The organism is Paenibacillus tianjinensis, assembly GCF_017086365.1.
GTDB lineage: Bacteria > Bacillota > Bacilli > Paenibacillales > Paenibacillaceae > Paenibacillus_AQ > Paenibacillus_AQ tianjinensis.
The window spans coordinates 4,494,972-4,518,535 of sequence record NZ_CP070969.1 but is presented as its reverse complement, the minus strand read 5'-3'; the positions used below and the strand labels follow the sequence as shown (position 1 = coordinate 4,518,535).

The 23,564-nt window shown below is 49.2% G+C and carries 20 protein-coding genes; 17 read left to right on the top strand and 3 right to left on the bottom strand.

The features are described from left to right. Positions 1–10: 10 nt before the first annotated feature. Positions 11–805, top strand: a complete 795-nt coding sequence (locus JRJ22_RS21120; protein ID WP_206101364.1) for a Nif3-like dinuclear metal center hexameric protein — start codon at positions 11–13, stop codon at positions 803–805. 145 nt (positions 806–950) lie between these two features. Here JRJ22_RS21120 and JRJ22_RS21115 read toward each other — a convergent pair whose 3' ends face one another. Next, positions 951–1,604 carry a GntR family transcriptional regulator gene (locus tag JRJ22_RS21115; RefSeq protein ID WP_206101363.1) on the bottom strand — a complete coding sequence of 218 codons (654 nt, stop codon included), beginning with the start codon at positions 1,602–1,604 and terminating at the stop codon, positions 951–953. 237 nt (positions 1,605–1,841) lie between these two features. Here JRJ22_RS21115 and uxuA point away from each other — a divergent pair, with 237 nt between their 5' ends. From uxuA to JRJ22_RS21095, 4 genes are all read left to right on the top strand, one after another. Continuing rightward, positions 1,842–2,918, top strand: coding sequence for a mannonate dehydratase (uxuA, locus tag JRJ22_RS21110; protein ID WP_206101362.1), 1,077 nt, complete (start codon positions 1,842–1,844; stop codon positions 2,916–2,918). Continuing rightward, positions 2,919–4,529, top strand: a complete 1,611-nt coding sequence (locus JRJ22_RS21105) for a mannitol dehydrogenase family protein (RefSeq protein ID WP_206101361.1) — start codon at positions 2,919–2,921, stop codon at positions 4,527–4,529. A gap of 20 nt (positions 4,530–4,549) precedes the next feature. Further along, on the top strand, positions 4,550–5,959 hold the full coding sequence (gene uxaC, locus JRJ22_RS21100; protein ID WP_206101360.1) for a glucuronate isomerase: 1,410 nt from the start codon (positions 4,550–4,552) through the stop codon (positions 5,957–5,959). 354 nt (positions 5,960–6,313) lie between these two features. Beyond that, positions 6,314–6,604, top strand: a complete 291-nt coding sequence (locus JRJ22_RS21095; RefSeq protein ID WP_206101359.1) for a MazG nucleotide pyrophosphohydrolase domain-containing protein — start codon at positions 6,314–6,316, stop codon at positions 6,602–6,604. Positions 6,605–6,662: 58 nt separating this feature from the next. Here JRJ22_RS21095 and JRJ22_RS21090 read toward each other — a convergent pair whose 3' ends face one another. Then, the gene (locus tag JRJ22_RS21090; protein WP_206101358.1) at positions 6,663–9,056 is read right to left on the bottom strand and encodes an ABC transporter ATP-binding protein/permease; all 2,394 of its coding nucleotides are present in this window, start codon (positions 9,054–9,056) and stop codon (positions 6,663–6,665) included. A gap of 212 nt (positions 9,057–9,268) precedes the next feature. Here JRJ22_RS21090 and JRJ22_RS21085 point away from each other — a divergent pair, with 212 nt between their 5' ends. The 4 genes from JRJ22_RS21085 to JRJ22_RS21070 all read left to right on the top strand — a co-directional run bounded on the left by JRJ22_RS21085 (position 9,269) and on the right by JRJ22_RS21070 (position 14,253). Then, positions 9,269–9,943 carry a response regulator transcription factor gene (locus tag JRJ22_RS21085; RefSeq protein ID WP_206101357.1) on the top strand — a complete coding sequence of 225 codons (675 nt, stop codon included), beginning with the start codon at positions 9,269–9,271 and terminating at the stop codon, positions 9,941–9,943. Beyond that, the gene (locus tag JRJ22_RS21080) at positions 9,940–10,995 is read left to right on the top strand and encodes a HAMP domain-containing sensor histidine kinase (RefSeq protein ID WP_206101356.1); all 1,056 of its coding nucleotides are present in this window, start codon (positions 9,940–9,942) and stop codon (positions 10,993–10,995) included. The genes JRJ22_RS21085 and JRJ22_RS21080 overlap by 4 nt, the downstream gene beginning before the upstream one ends. A gap of 185 nt (positions 10,996–11,180) precedes the next feature. Further along, positions 11,181–12,560: an MATE family efflux transporter gene (locus JRJ22_RS21075; protein WP_206101355.1), complete on the top strand. Its 1,380-nt coding sequence runs from the start codon at positions 11,181–11,183 to the stop codon at positions 12,558–12,560. Positions 12,561–13,062: 502 nt separating this feature from the next. Next, positions 13,063–14,253 carry an IS256 family transposase gene (locus JRJ22_RS21070; protein ID WP_206101354.1) on the top strand — a complete coding sequence of 397 codons (1,191 nt, stop codon included), beginning with the start codon at positions 13,063–13,065 and terminating at the stop codon, positions 14,251–14,253. Between the two features lie 381 nt (positions 14,254–14,634). Here JRJ22_RS21070 and JRJ22_RS21065 read toward each other — a convergent pair whose 3' ends face one another. Continuing rightward, entirely contained in the window at positions 14,635–15,666 is a 1,032-nt protein-coding gene (locus JRJ22_RS21065) for an S-layer homology domain-containing protein (protein WP_206101353.1), read from the bottom strand. Between the two features lie 163 nt (positions 15,667–15,829). Between JRJ22_RS21065 and JRJ22_RS21060 the strand changes: the two genes are divergently transcribed. The 8 genes from JRJ22_RS21060 to JRJ22_RS21025 all read left to right on the top strand — a co-directional run bounded on the left by JRJ22_RS21060 (position 15,830) and on the right by JRJ22_RS21025 (position 23,429). Further along, positions 15,830–16,543 (top strand): ABC transporter ATP-binding protein, encoded by a 714-nt coding sequence (locus JRJ22_RS21060; RefSeq protein WP_206101352.1) that lies wholly within the window; start codon positions 15,830–15,832, stop codon positions 16,541–16,543. Next, a complete protein-coding gene (locus JRJ22_RS21055; protein ID WP_206101351.1) occupies positions 16,536–18,137 on the top strand; it encodes a hypothetical protein in 1,602 nt (533 codons plus the stop codon). Before JRJ22_RS21060 ends, JRJ22_RS21055 begins: the two co-directional genes overlap by 8 nt. Before the next feature lie 189 nt (positions 18,138–18,326). Next, complete coding sequence (locus tag JRJ22_RS21050; RefSeq protein WP_232380913.1) at positions 18,327–19,499, top strand: chromate transporter; 1,173 nt, start codon at positions 18,327–18,329, stop codon at positions 19,497–19,499. Between the two features lie 46 nt (positions 19,500–19,545). Continuing rightward, positions 19,546–20,199 carry a histidine phosphatase family protein gene (locus JRJ22_RS21045; protein WP_232380912.1) on the top strand — a complete coding sequence of 218 codons (654 nt, stop codon included), beginning with the start codon at positions 19,546–19,548 and terminating at the stop codon, positions 20,197–20,199. 132 nt (positions 20,200–20,331) lie between these two features. Next, entirely contained in the window at positions 20,332–21,108 is a 777-nt protein-coding gene (locus tag JRJ22_RS21040; RefSeq protein ID WP_206101349.1) for a hypothetical protein, read from the top strand. A gap of 60 nt (positions 21,109–21,168) precedes the next feature. Beyond that, positions 21,169–21,870 carry an aspartate/glutamate racemase family protein gene (locus JRJ22_RS21035; RefSeq protein WP_206101348.1) on the top strand — a complete coding sequence of 234 codons (702 nt, stop codon included), beginning with the start codon at positions 21,169–21,171 and terminating at the stop codon, positions 21,868–21,870. 496 nt (positions 21,871–22,366) lie between these two features. Next, entirely contained in the window at positions 22,367–22,900 is a 534-nt protein-coding gene (locus JRJ22_RS21030) for a DUF1572 family protein (RefSeq protein WP_206101347.1), read from the top strand. A 16-nt stretch (positions 22,901–22,916) separates the two neighbouring features. Next, positions 22,917–23,429 carry a GNAT family N-acetyltransferase gene (locus JRJ22_RS21025; protein WP_206101346.1) on the top strand — a complete coding sequence of 171 codons (513 nt, stop codon included), beginning with the start codon at positions 22,917–22,919 and terminating at the stop codon, positions 23,427–23,429. Positions 23,430–23,564: the final 135 nt, after the last annotated feature.

The following is a 23,564-nucleotide window of genomic DNA, read 5'->3' as shown; positions in this document are numbered from 1 at the left end:
GTGAATGGCCATGACAATAACCTTTGGACATATCATTGATCGCTTGACGGCCGGCGTCGTCCGGCCTGATCCAACCGTGGACAAGCTGGACCCGGGAAGCCTGGAGACAGAGGTGCGGGGGATCGTTACGGCCTTTGCAGCCTCACACTATGTAATTGAAGAGGCGGCTTTGTTTGGGGCGAACCTGATCGTGACTCATGAAGGGGTTTATTACAGCCACCAGGATCAGCGGGAATGGCTGGGCGGGGATCCGGTATTTTTGCAGAAATCTGCTTTGATTGCATCATCAGGTATCGGGATTTACCGGTTTCATGATGATGTGCACCGTTACACGCCGGACGGAATAACAGAAGGGCTGATCCGTGCACTCGGCTGGGAGGATTATGTAACTGAGCATCGGGCCGCAGTGTCGATATTAACCATTCCGGCCATGTCCGTCAAAGACGCTGCAGAGATGGTGAAGCGGCAGCTGGCAATCTCTTACCTGCGTGTGGCGGGCAATTTAGCTGCTTCCTGCACCCGGGTGGGCATTCTGGTTGGTTATAGAGGCGGAGGTTCAATGACAATTCCCCTGTTCGAACAGGACGGCCTCGATCTGATTATTGCCGGAGAAGGGCCGGAATGGGAAACTCCGGAGTATGTAAAAGATGCCGCCGCACAGGCGCGCAACCGGGCGTTAATGATGCTGGGCCACGCTGAGAGCGAGGCACCCGGCATGAAGCTGCTGGCAGAGCGGCTGTCGCAGCAATTCCCCGGCCTGCCCGTCCGCTTTGTGCAGGACAGGCCGGTATTTCAAATCCTATAGTTAATCCAATACCTCTTTGCCGACAGGCGGACGAAAGGGACCCTCAGGTTCCGTATGTTTCCCCCTGCCGGCAAGGAGGTTTTTGCAGTTTATAGAGCGTGAGGGTGGTCTTATTCAATTGTAGGCGTAGAAGCTTAACAAATACCTAGACTTTGATGTAGTCTGAGAAGTTCTCCTGCAAATAGAGCGAGTTAATGTCTTCGCGCAAATGGTGATGGATCAGCGCATCCAGCTTGTCCGTTTCCTGCCGGGTCATGTATTCAAGGATGCGCTGGTGCTCCGTCCAGATCTCCTCCAGCTTCTCCTGACGGAGCATGTGCAGACGCCGGTATCTGACATAATGCACATTGGACTGCTGTATCAGATTCCATAGGAATTCCCGTCCGGCAAGCCGGAAAAGGGCAGCGTGGAATGCATCGTCCAGGTTGAGGAAATGCTCTGTGGCATCCTCTTGATGAATTGCCGCCTTCTGCCTGTCCAGAATCTCCTTCAGCTCATGTACACCCTTCAGCACAAGATGGGCCGAGAGGTATTTCATGATCTCTTTTTCCAGGACACTGCGCAAATAAATAATCTGTTCAACCGACTCCAGATCAATAAACGAAACCAGGTTGCCCTTCTTCGGATAGATATCAATATAGGATTCCAGACTGAGCTGTTTCAGCACATCACGCAGCGGGGTCCGCGAAATCTGGAACCGTTCGGATAAAACAGTCTCACTGAGAATAGTGCCGGGCTTCAGTGTCAGGGTCAGAATTTCATCTTTTAGCGTCTTCATAATTTGTTCTTTGATCGACATTGTGTTTCGGCTCCATCATCCGTATTTTAAGTTCTAGTATACATCAATGCCCGCGGTGATAAAAGAAAACTTTCACTATACAATTCAATGTTTTCGCTATATATCGATAATCGTATACGTTTTCAAAAGAAGTATTGACAAAATTATGTTGTTTATTTATGATCTACTCAAAACTTGTATACAAGATTTTAGGGTATGTGCAATCATTGGTTTATACATCATAAGGAGGGTTTATCAATGAACATGACGTGGAGATGGTATGGCGAAGGGAACGATAACATCACGCTTGACCATATACGGCAGATTCCGGGGGTAATGGGCATCGTCTGGTCGCTGCATGACAAGGTAGCCGGTGAGGTCTGGGAGATGGAGCGGATACAGGAAGTGGCGGATCAGATTACGGCCAAGGGCTTCAGCACCGCCGTGGTGGAAAGCGTCAACGTTCATGATGATATCAAGATCGGCCTGCCGACCCGTGACAAATATATCGACATCTATATCGATACAATCCGTAAGCTGGCTACAGTCGGCGTTAAAGTTATCTGCTATAACTTCATGCCGGTGTTTGACTGGACGCGCACGGAGCTGTACAAGGAGCTGCCTGACGGTTCGAACGCCCTCTTTTATGAAAAGGCTGCCATCACCGATAATCCGCGTGAGATGGTAGACCGGATTCTCAAAGGCGCAGGTCAATTCACCATGCCGGGCTGGGAACCGGAACGGCTGGCGAAGCTGGATGAGCTGTTCGCGGCTTATGCTGATGTGACGGAAGATAAACTGTTCAGCAACCTGCAATATTTCCTGGAGCGTATTATTCCGGTATGTGAAGAAGTGGATATCAAAATGGCGATTCACCCGGATGATCCGGCCTGGCCCATCTTTGGCCTGCCGCGCATTATCCGCAGCCGCGATACGATCCGCCGTTTCCTGGATTTAGTGGACAGTCCATACAATGGCCTGACTTTCTGTACAGGGTCGCTTGGCACGAATCCGGAGAACGACCTGCCGGCGATGATCCGCGAGTTCCATGACAGGATATATTTTGCCCATATCCGCAATGTGAAGGTTTTTGACAACGGGGACTTCATCGAAGTATCCCACCGCGGCCGCGACGGCAGTGTCGATGTGGCGGAAGTCGTAAAGGCCTACCACGAGAACGGGTACACGGGTTATGTGCGTCCGGATCACGGCCGTCATCTGTGGGGCGAAGAGAAAAACTGCCGTCCGGGGTACGGCTTGTATGACCGGGCGATGGGCATCATGTACCTGCTCGGCGTATGGGACAGCCTGGATAATGTGAAGGGAGCGAAATAAATGCTGCGCCTGAGCCGATCCAGTATCCGGGATGAAGCAGAATCATGGGAGGCAGCCGGAGCCATCCTTCCTAAGTTTGACTATGACACAATAGCGAAGAACACGCTGGTGAAGCCGGAATGGATTCATTTCGGTGCGGGCAATATCTTCCGCGGGTTCGTGGCGAATGCCCATCAGAAGCTGCTGGACAGCGGCGCAGCGGACACGGGTATCATCGCGGCGGAAACCTTTGACTTCGAGATGATCGATAAAGTCTACAAGCCGTATGATAATCTGACTCTGCTGGTGCTGATGAATGCGCGCGGCGATTTCCAGAAGAAAGTCGTCAGCAGCATCGTAGAAGGCATCACCGCCGATAAGAACCGTGAGGATGATTACAACAGGCTGACGGAGGTGTTCGAGAACCCGAGCTTGCAGATGGCAAGCTTCACCATCACGGAGAAGGGGTATTCCCTGACCGGCCCGAACGGGCAATATCTCGGCATCGTCGAGAAGGATATTGCGGGCGGGCCGGAGCAGCCCGTGCATGCCATGAGCATTGTTGCTTCGCTTGCATACAATCGGTATCTGAAGGGCGCATACCCGATGACTTTTGTCAGCATGGATAACTGCTCCCATAACGGCGATAAGCTGAAGAATGGCGTCGTAACCATTGCCAAGGAATGGGCCGCCAAAGGGCTGGTGGAAGCAGGCTTCTTGGCTTACCTGGAGAATGAGCAGCTGATTACCTTCCCGCTGTCGATGATCGACAAAATCACACCGCGCCCTTCGGAAACGGTGCAGGCAGCACTGCTTGAGCAGGACATCGGTGAGATGGATGTGATTGTCACCTCCAAGAATACCTATACTGCCCCGTTTGTAAACGCTGAGATCAGTGAATATCTGGTCATTGAAGATAAGTTCACGAATGGCCGTCCTCCGCTTGAGCAGGCGGGCATTATCTTCACCGACCGGGATACCGTCAACAAGGTGGAGACGATGAAGGTGACCACCTGCCTTAATCCGCTGCATACCGCACTCGCCGTATCGGGCTGTCTGCTCGGTTATACCCTGATTGCCGATGAGATGAAGGACGATACGCTGCGCAAATTTGTGGAAATCATCGGCTACACGGAAGGGCTGCCGGTTGTTGTGGATCCGGGCATCCTTAGTCCGAAGCAGTTTCTGGATGAGGTGCTGCAGGAGCGCTTCGCCAATCCGTTTATACCCGACACGCCGCAGCGGATCGCAACCGACACCTCGCAGAAGGTGGGCATCCGCTTTGGAGAAACGATCAAGTCCTATGTCCGCAGAGAAGATCTGGACCCGGCTGACCTGACGGCCATTCCGCTTGCTATCGCCGTCTGGTGCCGCTATCTGCTGGGCGTGAATGATGAAGGAAGTGCCTTCAACCTAAGTCCGGACCCGCTGCTCGAAACATTGCAGGGACATCTGCAGGGTGTGAAGCTGGGCGACACCAGCTCTAATGTGCGCGCTATTCTCGAAGATGAGCAGCTCTTTGGCGTGAATCTGTATGACATCGGGCTTGGCGACAAGATTGAGGGTATGTTCTACGAGCTGCTGGCCGGACCGGGCGCGGTAAGAAGCACACTGGAGAAGTATCTGAAATAAGGGGTAAGGGGACATGAGCAATGAAGGAACTTATTCATGAGGATTTTTTGCTGCAGTCTGAGGAAGCCCGGATACTCTATTATGAGTACGCCAAGGACTTGCCGATTATAGACTACCACTGCCATCTTGATCCGCAGGCCATTGCTGAAGATAAAAGGTTTAACAGCATTACAGAGTTGTGGCTGGGCGGGGATCATTATAAATGGCGTGCGCTTAGAACCTTTGGCGTTGATGAGAAATATATTACGGGCAGTGCTCCGGATGAAGAAAAGTTCGCCAAGTGGAGTGAGGTTCTGCCCTTTACCATCGGCAATCCGCTGTTTCACTGGTCGGCCCTGGAGCTGAAGCGCTTTTTTGGCGTAGAGGAGCAGCTGAATCCGCAGAACTGGCGGGAAATCTATGAGCATTGCAATACGCTGATTGCAGATAAGGGCTTCTCCGCCCAGGGGCTGATCACACGCTCTAATGTGAAATGGATCTGCACTACGGATGATCCGGTGGATGATCTGAAGTACCATGCCCGGATAGCCGGGAATGGTCTGGACACCTTCAAGACCGGCGTGACCCCGACCTTCCGGCCGGATAAGGCGCTGCTGATTGAAGCAGAGTCTTTTCTAGGATATGTATCCAGTCTGGAGCAGGTGGCAGGGTACCCGATTACCAGCTTCGCGCTGATGGAACGTGCCCTGCTGGAGCGGATTGAATATTTCCACCGTCAGGGCTGCATGATCTCCGACCACGGCTTCTCGCATCTGCCGTATGAAGAAGCTCCGGCCTCAGTCCTCGAAGATATCTTCAGCAGACGTCTGGGTGGTGACAAGCTCAGCAGGCTGGAATGTGACCAATACGCGACTGCACTGCTGCTGGCTATGGGACGGAAATACGCTGCGCTCGGCTGGGCCATGCAGCTGCATATCGGGGCCATCCGCAATCCGAATACGCGCAGGTTCCGCGAGCTGGGACCGGATACAGGCTTCGATACCATTGGCGACAACAGCTATGCCGACCGGTTATATAAGCTGCTTGACGGGCTTGACCGGACCGGAGAGCTGCCCAAGACGATCATATACAATCTGAATGCGGCACAGAATGATGTGCTGGCAGCGATGATCGGTTCTTTTCAGGGCGACGGCATCAAGGGCAAAATCCAGTTCGGCTCCGGCTGGTGGTACAATGACCAGAAGGACGGCATGATCAAGCAGCTGACATCCCTGTCGAATCTTGGTTTGCTCAGCTGCTTTGTAGGCATGCTGACGGATTCCAGATCGTTTCTTTCCTACACGCGCCACGAGTATTTCCGCCGTATTCTGTGCAACCTGATCGGAGGCTGGGTCGTAAACGGCGAAGCGCCAAGGGATCTGCCTTTCCTGGGCCGCATCGTACAGGATATCTGTTATCATAATGCTGACCGCTATTTCGAATTAGGCTGATGACCTGATTCCGTTATTCCTATTTAGCGCAGAGACTGTAGTTCCGGGCTCTGCGTTTTTTTTGCTATTCTGATCTTGTCTCGTTTGTCCGTTAGAGCGACTCTATGATGTATAATGAGATATCAATGTAGAGGAATTAATTGATTTAAATTTAAGGGAAGGTGGCGGAGGAGAATTTTGGAACTGTAGGAGCGGTAACGTCCGCCTTTGTGTGCGGATTTCCACCGCGATCAGCGGTACAAATTCGAGAAATCTGCAGACAACAGCGGCCGGAAGGCCAAATATTCTCTGTAGTCACGGCCATTCCTTAAAATATAAACCGATATGGTAATAAGATCATGAGGAGCGGAAGGAATGAACGCATCAGAATTTCAGCAGTATGTTAGAGCATTTAGTGAAGTGAAGGGCTTTGATACGAGTACCATTGAGCAGCGGATGTTATACTTGATGACAGAGGTCGGCGAATTAGCCAAAGAAGTGCTCTCAGTGTCCTTTCATCCCGATGCGGAACGTAAAGCGAACCTGGGTTACGAGATGTACGATGTGGTGTGGAATATTTTTGATCTGGCCAATAAGCTGGACATTGATCTGGAGAAAGCGTTCCGCGAGAAGAGAGTGATTAATGACCTGAGAAATTGGGATTAGGGCCGGTCCAAGACCGGCTCCTTTCTATCTAACAGTAATCCCTTGTTCACAAGATAACTTATTCGCTGCGCAGTGCAACCACCGGATCTTTTTTGGCGGCGAATTTGGCAGGAATGAATCCGCCCAGCATGGTCAGTCCAACGCTGAGCACGACAAGTCCGAAGGCATGCAGCGGGTTCAGCTGAGCCACATTCGATAGTTCAGTAATCGACTTGAGAATGATGTTGACGGGAATGGTCAGCAGATAAGCGATTCCGATGCCCAGCAGTCCAGAGAGCGAACCGATAATGCAGGTCTCTGCATTGAAGACACGCGTAATATCCTTTTTGCGTGCCCCCAAGGCGCGGAGTACACCGATTTCTTTGGTCCGTTCTAGCACGGAGATGTAGGTGATAATCCCGATCATGATCAGGGACACGACCAGCGAGATGGAGGCAAAAGCGATCAGCACCATCGTAATTCCGTCCATAATGCCGCTGGAGAGACTGGTGACCATCTCAGCCAAATCGGTGTAGACAATCATTTCTTTATCGCTGCGGCCTTCATTCCATTTATCCAGATACTCCACAATGCCTTCTTTGGCTTCAAAATCTTTAGGATACAGGGAGATGGAAGCTGGAGTGGCTACAGCACCCAAAGCGGCAAGTGTATCTTCCTTGGAACTGGAGCTGCCCGGATCAGTACTTGAACCGGAGCCCCTCATTCCAAGGCCGAGGCCCATACCACCGCCGCCCATGTTCAACCCGCTGACTTGAGAGAATACCTTGCCAGTAAGCACATTAACCTGATCCTGCTGTTGCTGGGCTTTGACAATGGCCGAGTTCTTAGCATTGGTTATAAACTGTTCTGTCAGACTGTCAGAGTAAGCAATTCCCGCCGACATGGTGGACATTGGGGAATCCTGCTGCTTACGGATGATGCCGGAAATTTTCAACGTGACGGCATTGCCGCTGTTATACATTGTACTCAAATTGGCAGCATTGCCGTTCAGCTTAAACATACCGTCAGATTCAATATAGTAATCATCGTTATAGATCAGCTTGAACTCCCGGCCGACTATATTATCGAAGCTGATGTTAGCTGCTTTATAATCAAGGCCGAGAGCTTCCAGAATGCTTTGGCTCATCCGGTTATATTCATCGACGACCATAACGAGATCCGTGGATTTCTCCGGCAGGCTTCCGGCGAGCAGATCATAATAATCGGCAAGATAGCTGCCTTCCGCACCGGCGGGCTTATCGGGATACGAGGTGAAGTTCAGACTTGCTGCATCGACGGGAACAGCAGTAGCGCCGTCAGATTTGAGAATATTCATGCTCACCTTGCGGCTGTAAGACACACCGTCCAGCAGGGCAGGGTCGATACCGTCCAGATAATTCAGATATGCTTCACTTAGTACATTAGTATGCATAACCGTGTTGGCGGATGGATCATAAGGGTATATTTCATCCGCGCTGGTGAACTCTGTCCACTCTTTGTCGGTCTTACGGGCGTCTTCCGACGGCCGGCTGGACAGATCAATACTGGCAGCCGATTCATTGATGGTCACCGGGAAATTGGATAACGCCCCTGATTCATAGCTGCTGATCTGCTTGTCGAACCCGTTCGAGAGCGACAGGATTAGCGCAATACCGATGATGCCAATGCTGGAGGCGAAGGCGGTGAGCGCCGTTCTCCACTTTTTGGTGGAGATATTTTTGCCGGATAATTTGAGTGCGGTAAAATAGCTCATGGCCGTCTTTTTCAGCTGATAATTGGTATTCTCCTGAATCTCGCTTGGCGGATTGCTGTCCGAAATGACCTTTCCGTCCCTGAACTGTACGGTCCGGTCGGCATAAGCCTCGGCCAGCTCCGGATTGTGGGTGACCATGACAACCAGTTTGTCCTTGGCAATCTCTTTGATCAGCTCCATAATCTGTTCGCTGGTTACCGTATCCAGTGCACCGGTCGGCTCATCGGCGAGAATAATGTCTGGATCATTAGCCAGTGCTCTGGCGATGGCAACACGCTGCATCTGGCCTCCGGATAGCTGGCCGGGCTTTTTGTGGATATGTTCCTTCAGTCCGACCTTTTCCAGCGCTTCTACAGCCTTGCGGTGTTTGATCTCAGCACTCACACCGCTTAAGGTCATCCCCATTTCCACATTGTCTGTAATGCTCAGGTGGGAGATCAGATTATAGCTCTGAAAGATAAAGCCCACACTGTTATTGCGGTAAGCATCCCAGTCACTGTCCTTGAAATGTTTGGTTGAGGTTCCGTTAATGATCAGATCCCCGCTGTCATATTGGTCGAGCCCGCCGATCAAATTCAGACAGGTTGTTTTGCCCGAACCGCTGGGTCCGAGAATCGCCACAAACTCGTTTTTTCTGAAGTCCAGATTGACATCATTTAAGGCAATTTGCGTGAAACTGCCCGTGGTATAACTTTTAGAAATGTTTTTTAATTGCAGCATACCGTAATCTCATCCTCTCTTAATCCATCCATCTCTCTTGTGTGTGCAAAGCGTAACATACGATTATGAACTGAACATCAACTCGTACAGCCTGACAGCCGGGGAGCTGCTTATGTATAGTAAGTGTTACGCTGTCCGTTCATAATGGGTTCATAAAGTTGTAGTACAATGTTATAAGGATTACTGAACCTCAAGGGAACGCAGGTGGAGAAATGATCAACATTCTTGTAGTAGAGGACAACGACAAGCTGCGGCAGCTGATCGGCACAGTGCTTACCAAACACGGGTATAACCCGGTAATGGCAGTGGATGGACAACATGCGCTGGAGCTGCTGGATACACATTATATTGATTTGATTATCTCGGATATTATGATGCCAAACGTGGACGGATATGAACTGATCCAAAGGCTTAGAGAGGCAGGCTATAATACTCCGGTGCTGATGGTTACCGCGAAGGAAAGCTTCAAGGACAAGCAGTGCGGGTATCTGGCCGGCACGGATGATTATATGGTGAAGCCGATTGATGTGAACGAGATGATTCTGCGGATCGGGGCACTGCTGCGCCGGGCACAGATTGCGAATGAACGCAGGCTGGTTGTCGGGGAGGTCATACTGGATTCGGATTCCATAACAGTCTATCGCGGGGATAAAAGCCTGCTGCTGCCCCAAAAGGAGTTCTATCTTCTGTACAAGCTGCTGTCCTACCCGAACAAAATCTTTACCCGCCAGCAGCTGATGGACGAGATCTGGGGGATGGACTCGGAGACGGATGCGCGTACCGTGGATGTGCATATCAACAGGCTGCGTGAACGTTTCAAGGACTGTCCTGAATTCGAGATTGTTACCGTCCGGGGATTAGGGTATAAGGCGGTGAAGCGCTGTTGATCAGGCCGAGGAAAATACGTAATCTGTGGGGGACGCTGGTTCTAATGGTGTTCTTGATTATGCTGAGCGCGGCGCTGTTAATGGCACTGATGAGCTTTTTGATCGTACATTCGGGAATTATTGATGTGGAGCGGTTCAATATCTTTTGGCCGATTTCCTTTGTAATGATTGCCAGCATCCTGATCGGGACGGTTATAACTGCGATTTCGGGACGCAAAATTCTGACCCCGATCATCGATCTCAGTGAAGCCGCCAAGCAGGTCGCCAAAGGCGATTTCAGTATCAGAGTTGCGCATGAGGAGCATAGAGTCGATGTACTTGGGGAGATGGCCGTCAATTTTAACCGCACGGTGCAGGAGCTGGGCGGCATTGAGACGCTGCGTAATGATTTTATCGTTAATGTCTCGCATGAATTTAAGACCCCGATTGCGGCGATTGAAGGTTATGCCACCTTAATGCAGGACCATGATCTTTCGCCTAAGGAACGCCAGGAATACAGCCGGCTGATCATTGAGAGTACAAGGCAGCTGTCCTCTCTGTCCAGTAACATCCTGAAGCTGTCCAAGCTAGAGAATCAGGAATTCATTGTGGACAAAAGCCAGTTCGGCCTTGATGAGCAAATCCGCCAGGCCCTGCTGCTGCTGGAAGCCCAGTGGAATGACAAAGATATCAATCTGGACCTCGACCTGGAGCCTGTCGTGTTCTATGGCAACGAAGATCTGCTGATGCAGGTATGGCTGAATTTACTCGGGAATGCCATTAAATTTACGGATAGCGGAGGGGAAATTGCCGTCCATCTCTCCACCACAGGCCATGCCGTTACTGTGACAATCACAGATTCCGGAATCGGGATGACAGAGGAAGTAATGAAGCATATCTTCGTGAAATTCTATCAGGGGGATAAATCGCGGTCGGCAGAAGGCAACGGCCTCGGGCTGCCGCTGGTCCGGCGCATCGTGGAGCTGTGCGGAGGAGAAATTTCGGTTGAGAGCACGCCGGGGGAAGGCTCAGGGTTTGCGGTTAGTTTTCCTATTGAGAATAATAGATTGTGAATAAATTGAATTGTAATGGAAAACCTCTTTACCCGTCAGAGTCTCATTTGCACTGGCAGCGGTATAGAGGTTTTTTAATGCTAATTTAGTTAGAGTATTGACAGTTAGAGTTCTAACTATTATGATATCTTTATTACTTAGAATTCTAACTAAACATTATGAAGTGAAAGTTCGGAGGAATGAATATGAGTCAGGAAACATCTAATCAATATTATCTGGAATCAGCCCCGCTGAAGAAGGCGATTACCCATTTGTCGATACCCATGATGATTGGAATGTCGGTCGGGACCATTTACAATGTTATCAACGCCTATTTCATCGGGCTGCTGCACAATACGCATATGCTGACAGCGATTACGCTGGGCCTGCCTATTTTTACTGTATTAATGGCCTTCGGCAATGTGCTGGGAGTAGGCGGCGGTACGTTTGTGACCCGGCTGGCTGGTGAGAAGAATCCAGAGAAGGGCCAGAGAATCGCCGGTTATTCCTTCTACGCAAGTATTATCACCGGTATCGTAATCGCACTGCTTGCTTTTTTGGCGATTAACCCGATTACACGGCTGCTTGGTGCGGATGACGCTACGTTTAATTTTACAAAGACCTATGCCACGACCCTGTTCGCCGGCGGGTTCGTGATTGTGCTCAATTTTGCGCTGGAGCAGCTGGTTCGCTCGGAGGGGGCATCGAAGGAATCGATGTACGGGGTGTTTATCAGTACTGCGCTTAGCCTGATTTTTGATCCGCTGTTTATTCTGGTGCTGAACTGGCATGTGGCAGGCGCGGCGCTGGCGATGATCCTGGCGAATGTGGGCTCGGTAGTTTATTACATCTATTTCCTGGAGACAAAGAGTGAACATTTAAAAGGATTCTTGAAGCATTTCAGGATTTCGGTGCAGGATAAGCTGGAAATTTATAAAATCGGAATCTCTGAGCTGCTTCAATCCGCTTTTCTGATTGTGACAACGCTGCTGCTGAATAATTATGCCATTCTATATGGAGACCATGTGGTTGCCGGCTTTGGTGTGGCGCTAAGAATCGTTCAGGTTCCGGAGTTTCTGTCGATGGGGTTATTCCTCGGTCTGATCCCGCTGTTTGCTTTTACCTATGCCGGCCGCAATATCGAGCGTCTTAAATCAAGTATTAAATATGCCTTTGCCTGCATCGGAACCATTTCTATTGTGTTCGTCAGCCTGGTATTTATCTTCAGAGACACGGTCCTGCACTGGTTCTCCAACGACCCGTCTGTGATCAGCAGCGGCGTAACGATCCTGGCAGCGATGCTGATCTCGGCTTTGTTTAATGGATTCACGGGACTTTTCATGAGTATTTTCCAGGCCACCGGACAAGGCGCACCTACAGCGATTATGGCGATTACTCAAGGCATCCTGTATATTCCGGTGATTATCGTGCTTCATTATCTCTTCGGACTGAATGGTGTTATCTGGTCTATGACCGTAACGGAAGTGATTACTAGCGTGATGGGGGTTATGCTGTTCGTTATGTTTAATCGGAAGCTCAAAAAGGTGAGTGTGAACGAGGCAGACGGGAATGTGGCTGGAGCATAGAGGCAGCGCAGGCAGTATTGCTTTTAATGAAAAAAAGTACCATAAAAGTATTCGCGCGTTAATTTGCTCTAATCCGGCTTCTGGAAGTGTGACGCGCAAAATAGGTATGGAGCAAGAAGGGGTACTTAGAGAGCATGTACGGAAAGAAGGCCGGTATGAGGATCTGGTGTATTACGGAATAATTAACCTATCATGGACTAACGGGTCTATCTGAAACCGTTCCGTCATGGCTCATAACAAATAGATGAACTTCATGATCCTTAGGATTAACATAAGCTATGATAATATGATCAGCATGAGCTGGAAGATCATCCGAACGGTCATAACCGGGTACTTTGAAATTCATATTTCCAATACGGCGTAGCGGGATTTTCTCCCGCTAATATCTCCAACATGGATGGCGTAAAGTAAGTTGTGTACCAAGATTTGGAGCCTAGTCAGGCAACAAAAAAGTAGGGTATTCTCGGGATTGCGAAGTCCACCAAGAAAGGAACCCTACTCGATGACTATTCTACCCGAAAACATGTTAAATAATCTATTTGAAAATCTTGTCACCCAGTTTGTAAAAGATAATCTGGAGTCCATTATGAAAGCGGAAATCCAGCAATTCATGACCAGTGATGAGTCAGGGAATCACAACAGCCGTAACGGATATTACACCCGGAGTCTGCACACGAAATACGGAAATGTTGAGGATCTGGCCGTTCCTAGGGACCGTCAGGGAGCTTTCCAAACGCAGTTGTTCGAGCCCTACCAGCGGCGGGACGGGTGGCTAGAAGAGGCCGTCATCCAGATGTACAAAAGTGGCATGGGAACGCGAGATGTGGCCCGGTTCATTGAAAGTATGTTCGGCAGCCACTACTCACCCACCACCGTCAGCAACATTACAGCTACGGTACTTGACGACATTCATCAGTGGCAGAAACGCCCGTTAAACAAACGCTACTCCGTGATCTACCTGGACGGCCTATATGTGAAGCTCAAGCGCAGCACCGTGAGCGGAGAAGTCGTTTATTTCGCCATGGGTATCGACGAAGAGGGTCACCGGCAGATCCTTGGCTTTTACGTAGGCGGCCAGGAGAGCGCAAACGGCTGGCGTGAGGTGCTGAAAGACCTTTACAACCGTGGTGTCCAGGAAGTCTTGCTGGGCGTATTTGATGGGCTGCCGGGACTCGATGCAGCGTTTCGTGAAACCTATCCGAAGGCGGATGTGCAGCATTGTATCGTCCACAAAGTGCGTTCGACCTTTCCGAAAATTCGAGTTCAGCACAAAACGGAAGTCATTGAAGATCTGAAGACCATCTACACGGCTGCAGACCATGATCTGGCCCGGGCTGCGTTTGACACGGTGAAGGCCAAATGGGGCAAGCTCTACCCGAAAGAAATGCGGTCCTGGGAAGAACAGTTACCGACGCTGCTGACCTTTTACAAGTATCCCGTGCTCATAAAAGAAGCCATTTACACATCCAATCCGATTGAACGAATGAACAAGGAAATTCGAAAACGCCTGAAGCCAATGAACAGTCTCACGAATATGGATGCGGCAGAGAAAATTGTCTACCTGGACGTCATCGATTACAACGAACGTTTTAGCGAACGGGTCATTCGCGGCTTCGGCGATCTGGAAGTAAAGAAGAAACTAAATGAGATGTTTGAAGCGCGATATTCAGCGCAGGCAGAGCAAGAGAAGTAACTCAAAATCCCTTGTTCTTTGGGGCGGGTCCCCCCGCCCCAAAGAACATCTGCACTTACCAACGAACACCCGAGAAGTTACATTCTGCTCTTTTACACAAACTTCTTGACGCTACCCCAACATGGCTTAAAGTTAGCTAATTCGAAGATTTTAGAGGGACTTTTTCCACCTAATATTCATTTTTAGTATAAAATGATTGAATTAGTGGGAGCTTTTCCCGCTAGATTGATGAATATAACTGACCGGGAGGGGTTCCATCCACGCTATGCTAGATATCCATCAGATCCATGTTCGCCTTCAGTGGATAATTACAAAATAAGGCCAGACGAGTCAGCAAGTGACGGTCTGGCCTTTTTAGGCGATACAAACAGGGAAGACTTCCTATTTAGTTGAGGCTTTTTTCAGGATCTCATGGACTTGGCTGACCATGGCGGTAGCGTCTGCACGGGTGATGGCGTCTTTTGGATGGAAATTGCCGTCTGCGTCCAGGCTCACGATCTTGAGGGCGATCGCCGTTTGAATAGCCCCGGAGTTTAAGATGTCGATCTCATTATTATCCTTGATCTCCACCGGATTCAGCTTGATCATCGGCAGCTGACCGCTCGTTTGCAGCGTATGCACCAGCAGGTAAGTGAAGGATTCACGGCTCATGCTGGAAGCGGGAGCGATCTTGATCTGCAGGCCGGCTTCAGGTCCTACGGCTTCTTTGATCAGTTGAACAGCCTGCTCTGCCGTAAGGATCTCGCTTGCAGCTTCAGGTGCCGGGTGAGCCTTCAGGTATGCCAGTGCATTGCTGATGGCTACGGCTGCTTCAGCCCGGGTGATTTTCTGCTGCGGGTTAAACTTCCCGTTTGCATCCAGCTGCACAACACCGTAGTTCAGGGCGCGTTGGATCGAACCGGAATAGTCCGCCTTCACTTGGTCCTGGTCTTTGAATTCTACGACGACTGGCTTGATCATCGGCAGACGGCCGCTGATTTCGATGGCATCAATAAGCTGATGCGTGAATTCCTCGCGTGTTAACTTCTGGCCCGGCTTCAAATCCGCCGGCAGGTCCAGTCCGTGGACAGCAGCAATAATGAGAGCCTGTGCGTACCAGGCGGAATCATTGGCATTGGCAAAATAGTCCGAGGCCTTGGGCTCCTTCACGAATCGGATCAGATCAAGATTCAGTCCTAAGGCACTCACGATCATTTGAACCCCTTCAGCTTCCGAGATGGGAATATGCGGGCCGAACTGGGAGGCGCTGATTCCTTTGATCAGGCCGCTATTTTGCAGGGCGATGATCTTCTCTTTATCGGGAACGTTATTTAAATCTGTAAAGGCTGCGGCGGAAGCGAATTGCTGTCCGGCAAAACTTAGCGCCAGAGCAGCGGCGGCGGATAGGGTAACAAGCTTGAATGTTTTTTTCATTTTTTCTTCACCTCGTGATGTAGTTTGTGGTTTATTTGAGCTCTTAGACGTGCATTCGGACAAAAAGGTTTCCGCAAGAGATTAATTAATTTATGAATGAACGTTTACCCTATGCTGTACGTATAATAATTATTTGCTAACAGTTAGGAAGAGGTGAAGGACCATGCTTACCATCAGACATTTTACCAAGAGCTATAAAGGCGGAAAAAAAGCAGTAAATGACCTGAACTTAGTGGTCGAACGGGGAGACATATACGGCTTCATTGGACATAACGGTGCAGGCAAGACGACGACCATCCGGGCGGTGGTGGGCGTACTTGATTTTGAAGAGGGAGAGATTGAAATTGACGGGATTTCGATGAAAAAAGACCCGTTAGCCTGCAAATCCCGTATCGCGTATATTCCTGACAATCCGGACCTGTACGAACATCTTACCGGGATCCAGTACCTTAATTTTATCGGCGATCTCTTTCGTGTATCCAAAGCGGAACGCGAGCGGCTCATTCAAAAATATAGTGATGCTTTTCAGATGACTGCCCATCTCGGCGATATGATTTCATCGTATTCTCACGGAATGAAGCAGAAGCTGGCGATCATCTCGGCGCTTATTCATAAACCGAAGCTGCTGGTATTAGACGAACCCTTCGTGGGACTTGATCCCAAGGCTGCCCATATGCTAAAAACAATCATGGCAGAGCTGTGTAGTGGGGGAAGTGCGATTTTTTTCTCCACACATGTACTGGATACCGCAGAGAAACTCTGCAATAAGATCGCAATCATTAAGGCGGGCGAGCTGATCGCCCACGGGAAGACGGAAGAAGTTAAGGGCGAGAACAGCCTGGAGGATGTATTCATGGAGCTGATCGATAATGATTAATATCTGGAGATTAACGAAGATTCAGCTGCTCTCTGCCTTCGGTTTGAATAAAGCCCTGCATACCCAAGATGTGAAGGAAAGACGCAAACTGCTGCTGCTAAGTATCGCCATAGTCCTTGGTGTGCTAATGATCGCGGTTTTTTCATTTGGATATAGCTATGCCATGGCACTGGCTTTTGAACAGATAGGCCGGGTGGAGCTGCTGCTGGCCATAATGATGGCTGTTACTTCGATGGTAGGGTTCTTCACGACGGTTTATAAGGCAAGCGGTGTCCTGTTCAGCTATAAGGATTACGATCTGGTGATGTCGCTGCCGGTAAAGACGAGTCATGTGGTGGCAAGCCGTATTCTCCAGCTCTATGTGCTGAATCTGTTTTTTACGTTGATGGTGATGCTGCCGGCGGGTTTGGTATATGCGCTAAAAGCACATCCGGAGGCCTATTATTATCTGCTGTTTCTGCCGGCGATGCTGTGTATTCCATTAGTCCCGATTATTGCAGCAACCGTGATTGGCGCGTTCATCAGCTGGTTTTCTTCCCGGTTCCGGGCCAGCCGGATGATCAGTCTTGTCCTGACCTTTGCCGTCGTGATTGCGCTCATGGCAGGTTCATTTACTTTGAAAGGTAACGGGCAGGAGGAACTTGCTGATCTGGGCACCGGACTGGCAGATATGATCTATAAGCTGTATCCGCTGGCGGCTATGTATGTCGATGCTGTCTGCTCCTACCGGATAGATTCATTTGTTTTATTTATTCTGTTATCGGTGCTGTCCTTTGTATTCTTTGCTGCCGTACTAGGGTCGCGTTATAAAGCGATTCATACAGGTCTAATGACCAGCCATGCAGGCGGCAAATATACAATGAAGCCGTTAAAAGCATCCACGGTATTTCACGCTCTGTATCAGAAGGAGCTGCGCCGCTATTTCAGTTCTTCCAATTATATTTTGAATACAAGCATTGGCATGGTTCTGTTATTGATGTCGTCAATTTCCCTGTTGTTCATCAGCCCGGAGCAGCTGGGGGAGCGGGCCGAAATTCCAGAGCTGCAGCATTACTTGAATACACTGGCGCCTGTCTTCGTCTCCATGTTCATAGCTTTAAGCTGCACAACGTCAAGCTCCATTTCTCTGGAAGGCAATAATCTTTGGATACTCAAAAGCGCTCCCGTACCTAAGCACATCATCCTGCTCTCCAAGGTTGCTGTAAATCTCACCATTACAGTACCTATCACGATTGTGAGCTGTGTAATACTGATACTATCGCTGCGGACAGGATGGATGGATAGTCTCTTACTGCTCGTAATCCCTGTGATCTATGCCTGCTACTCTGCACTGATAGGCGTTATGGTTAATCTGAAACTGCCTAAGCTGGAGTGGACAAGTGAGGTTCAGGTGGTTAAGCAGAGTGCGGCGGTACTGGTGGGCATGCTTATCGGGATGATTAGTTTGCTTGTTCCGGCAGGGCTGACGATTCTGCTGACGGGTGTGGACGGGAAGATTATCATGCTTGGAGCCGCCGCAATTATGATTGTGTTGAGTATGGGGCTGTATAGGTATATGAAGCGGAACGGGGAGAAGCTGTTTCGAGGATTGTGAGGATTGTGTACAATAACTTAACCGTAGTTTAACCAAATCCATGTGTACACCACATATACAAGTGTCATAATAGTTTGAACACTTGGGTCCCCATACGTTGTTCCCTATAGATGGAGAACGTGGTTATTGCAGCAAAGGAGCGGTGACGATATGCAAACGGGTCAGCAAGAAGCACAGAAAGAGGCTCGGATGGGAAGGTTGGGTGCTCTTTTAGAAGTGCTGAGGGTGTCTGCCAAATTGGGACTTACCTCTTTTGGGGGGCCGGTTGCCCACCTGGGTTACTTTCATGATGAATACATACGCCGCCGAAAATGGATGGATGAACGTAGTTATGCTGACCTGGTAGCTCTTTGTCAGTTCCTTCCCGGTCCAGCGAGTAGTCAGGTTGGAATTGGAATAGGTGTTGTAAGAGCAGGTCTGCTTGGGGGTCTTGTGGCATGGCTAGGCTTCACTTTGCCGTCAGTCATTGCGTTAGTTGCCTTTGCCTTCCTGCTTCAAGGCTATGATATAGGCAGTGCGGGGTGGATTCATGGACTAAAGATCGTAGCGGTAGCTATCGTTGCCCACGCTATTCTTGGGATGGGACAAAAGCTTACACCGGACAGGAACAGAGTAACAATCGCTGTCATTGGAGCGGCTATTACCTTGTCTTGGCAAACGGCATTCAGTCAGGTCCTTATTATCGTTGCTGCCGGAATAGCAGGTTTATGGCTTTATCGTAAAAAAGCTGCGGAGGGAACACCAGACCTGCAAATACCAATCAGCAGAACCCTCGGAGCCGTCTGTTTAGTTTTATTTTTTGTGCTGCTGGCAGGACTGCCTCTTCTCAGGGGGGCAGGAGAAGCCGGGTGGTTAGCCATGTTTGACAGCTTTTACCGTTCCGGTTCTCTGGTGTTCGGCGGGGGACATGTCGTCCTCCCCCTCTTGGAACGCGAAGTAGTTCCTGCGGGTTGGGTTAGCCAAGAGGAATTTTTGGCGGGCTACGGGGCTACGCAGGCAGTTCCAGGCCCGTTGTTCACTTTTGCAGGGTACCTTGGGACTATGGCGGGTGGGATTTTTGGGGCAGTGGTTGCCATTTTCGGCATTTTCCTGCCAGCCTTTCTTCTAGTGATCGGTGCGCTTCCTTTTTGGAACGGATTACGAAACAGCCCGAAAATCCAAGGGGCATTGGTTGGAATCAACGCTGCTGTAGTCGGTATACTGCTTGCTGCATGGTATGATCCCCTTTGGACTACAGCTATTTTGGAGCCATCAGATTTCGCGTTAGCCGTCATTTTATTTGTAATGCTGTTCTTCTGGAAGCTGCCGCCTTGGGTGGTTGTGGTAGCTGGTGCAGCAGGTGGAATGTTGCTGGGGGTTTGAGGGACACTATGTCATGGTGCTTACGAACCCGAAGGGAGCTACAACAATGATAAAAGGACATATTATCACCGGTATCCTTTGCATACTCCTCATGTTTCACACGCAGCCGGTTGAAGCGTCAGGAGGTAGTTTGAAATCAAGGCCGGTTGAACCCTCATTGCTAAATTCGCTTCGTCAGGGTGGATATATTCTTTATGTCAAGCATGGAGAGGCCACAGCAGGAGAAGATATGGCGGATATCGATTTCAATGATTGTTCAACCCAAAGAAATCTTTCTGAGACCGGGAGAAGACAAGCTGTGCAATTTGGTGAGGCGCTGCGCAGACTGCATATTCCAGTCGAGACTCCGGTTCTGGCGAGTCCCTTTTGCCGGGCAAAGGAAACTGCGGAATTGGCTTTTGGTAAGGGCAAGATCCAAACTGATCCATTCTGGATTAGAATCTATCAATTAAGTGGTACCTTGTCTCCCGCCGAGCAGCAAGGGATTATAAAAGACTTAACTTCTGTATTAGAAGTATTGCCTTCCCCAGGGACTAACCGGATTATCATCGCCCACAGTTTCCCTCAAGGGGTTGGATTAGGGGAAATCGCAGATTTGGGAACCGTAATTGTAAAACCAAACGGGCAAGGCAAAGGCTATCAGGTTGCAGGCCGGTTCACTTTAGATGAATGGTTAGGCTTACTTCGGGAAGCGAGTTAAAAGGATTGACAACCACAATTTAGACATGTTAATTTATCACTAGAATAAAGGCAATGTAACCTTAGGGTTCAACCTCGCTGAGAAGTGCGGGTTGGACCCTTTTTGCATTCAACCTATAGAGGAGGATTGGGTATGATTAGAAAAGAATTACTCCTTCAGCGGCTTCATGAGATCGGCAAGTCGCTCGAACGTAAAGGTGGAGCTCTTGTATTATTAGGGGTGGGTTCCGTTGGGGTTGAGACTGAACGGCTGGATGAATATTCGGATTTAGATTTTTTTGTGATTGTGAGACCGGGGGAGAAGGACAGATATATTGACCGGCTGGATTGGCTCGAAGATGCACATCCTCTTGCCTATTCCTTTAAGAATTCAGAGGCAGGATGCAAGATCCTGTTCGAGGACGGAATATACGGGGAATATGCTATATTCGAGGAACGGGAGCTCCCGGAAGTCTCCTATACAGAGGGACGGGTCGTATGGAAGGATCCGATGTATGATAACACGGAAATCGCCAAGCCAGTAAGTCCGCTGCCCTCTCAAAAAAGTGATTCCCTGGACTTTCCTTTGAACGAAGCCTTAACTAATCTGTACGTGGGGCTGTGCCGTTATGCAAGGGGGGAACGCTTATCTGCTATGAGGTTTATTGAGGTATATGCGGTAGACCGAATCCTGTCGGTGCTTCATCTGCTGGAGCAAGAGGTGGATTACTATCCCGACCCGTTCGGGAATGAGCGGCGGTTAGAGAAGAGATATCCCCGTTTTGCAGAAATCATCGGAGACATGATTCAGGGGTACGATCGTGTTCCCGAATCGGCACTCCGTATTTTAAATTTCATCGAAGCCGTGTATCCGGTTAATTCAAGGCTAAGCGAAGAGATCCGGCGGCTGGCTAATCGGATTGACGGATAGATAAACCGAAGTTCTTATTGGCAAATTAGGTTGAATAAAGAATGGGGTGTGAATAAGACCATGAAGACAATAGGACTTATAGGTGGTATGAGCTGGGAATCCTCCATGCTGTATTACCAAATCATCAATGAGACGGTAAAAGTGAGGAAGGGCGGACACCACTCTGCAAAGTGTCTGCTGTATTCATTAGATTTTCAAGAAATTAAGGATCTTCAGCATCAGGGGAATTGGGCGGAAGCTACGAAGGTTATGATTGAAGCGGCACAAAAACTTGAAGCAGGCGGAGCAGATGTCATCGTCATATGCACGAATACGATGCACAAGATGGCCTCCCAAGTGATGAACTCGGTTTCGATTCCGTTACTTCATATCGCTGCTCCGACGGCAGAGAAAATTGTTTCCGATAAAATAAAGAAGGTGGCCTTGTTAGGAACCGCTTTTACGATGGAGCAACCCTTTTATAAGGATCGGCTGACCGGTCAGTTTGGACTTGAGGTTGTAGTACCGGATGAAGCAGACAGAGCGGTTGTTCACGATATTATTTATCATGAGCTTTGTCTTGGAATTATAAATGAACATTCAAAGAAAAAATATCTGGATATCATTGACAGTCTTATCCGAAAGGGGGCGGAAGCCGTTATTCTCGGATGTACGGAAATCACTATGCTTATCTCACAGGAGGACTGTACTATCCCGGTTTATGATACAACGCGGCTTCATGCCGAGGCTGCCGTTGATTTTTGTATAGGGGACGGGGAGTAGAAAGACTGACGGGTAAACTCTATAACTAGTGTAGGTATGTGGTATATTCTCAAAAAGAAGGCATGAATCCGGAAAATATACGGAATTCTTGCCTTTTTGCTGATAAGGGAGATCAGTGACACGATTCAAAAGGGAGGTAAATGAGAGGAGCCAAGCGAAAAAGTGGATGAATTGTAGCTCACTGAAGACCGATAGGGAAATAACGGGAAAAACCCCGTTGATCCTGGCGGATCTGCTGGTTTCTCCGCAACTGCCTGAGCCTGCGGGAAATCGGAGTTGATGCACAGAGAATTAGCGGTCTCGCGATATTCGTATGTGCAATAAGTGGCACCACTATATTCCAGGCAACCTTGGAGGGGCAGCGCAGTCCGTAGTTGCTGAATTGTTCCTACGGGTGGTCGGTTCCGTGAGAGGAACAAAGATAGCGAACTTTTCATTATACATCTTGAAGGAACCTCACTATGATGGATTTACTCACTTAAAGGGAGGGATTGGTTTGATTGCATTGATCGAGTACGTTATGGAAGATATGAATAAGCAGCTTGACCGGATTGAGAAGAGCATGAATCCATTGAACAATGAGCTGGTTTGGACAAGAACGAAGGAATCCATGAACAGCATCGGTAATCTGTGTCTGCATTTAGCCGGTAATGAATATCAGAATTTTGTCAGCGCCATCGGAAACCGTCCCTTCATCCGGGAGCGTTCCCGCGAATTCACAACGGACGGAGGCATATCCAAAGACGAGCTGATCAGCCTTCTCCGCGGCATACGGTCACAATCGGAGGAAGTGCTGTCGAGTCTGTCAGACGACGATTTGTCCCGGGAGGTCATCATTCACTATGGCCATGAAGACTGGAACCGCATGTACCGGAAGGCTGACCGTGCCGGCGAAACCTATGATACAAGAGTAATTGGCCGTCTGATTGTTCAGGTATCGGCTCACTACGGATATCATGCCGGTCAGATCGTAGTGCTTGCCAAAATGCTGCAGGATATGAGTGAGCATGTCACAGGTCAATACCATTAAGAGAGGCGGAATCGTTATGATCAGACTGGAGCCGTTCGAACGTAGCGACTTTAAGCAATTAATGGCCTGGATTGATTCGCCGGAGTTTATGGTGATTTGGGGAGGGAAGACGTTCAGCTACCCTTTAACGGAACAACAATTAGAGACTTATATTTGCAGTAATGCGCTAATCTATTGTGTGGTATATGAAGATAACAATGAGGTTATCGGGCATATCAATTTAACGATGGATCCATCCAATCATTCGGGCAGAATCGGTAAGGTCATCGTCGGGAAAAGAAACCTGCAGGGACTTGGCATAGGGCAACTCATGGTACAAAAGGTCCTGGATATCGCATTCGGACAACTGAAATTACACAGAGTCAGCCTCGGTGTATTTGATTTTAACCATGCTGCAATTGCCTGTTACGAGAAAGCGGGGTTTGTAAAAGAAGGTTTACTCCGGGAAGCGCGCAAAGTGGATAATGAATTCTGGAATCTGTGGGAAATGGGCATTTTACAAAAAGAATGGTTGAATAGCCAAATTTGAAGATATCTGTTATGGATGTCCGTGCTGCAATGGGTTTTCATAAATGATAATCATACCTTAATCGGCCTCGGTCCTGAATTCCACAGGACTGGGGCCGTTTTGTTTTGACGGAGGAAAATTTTACTTGCATCCTGC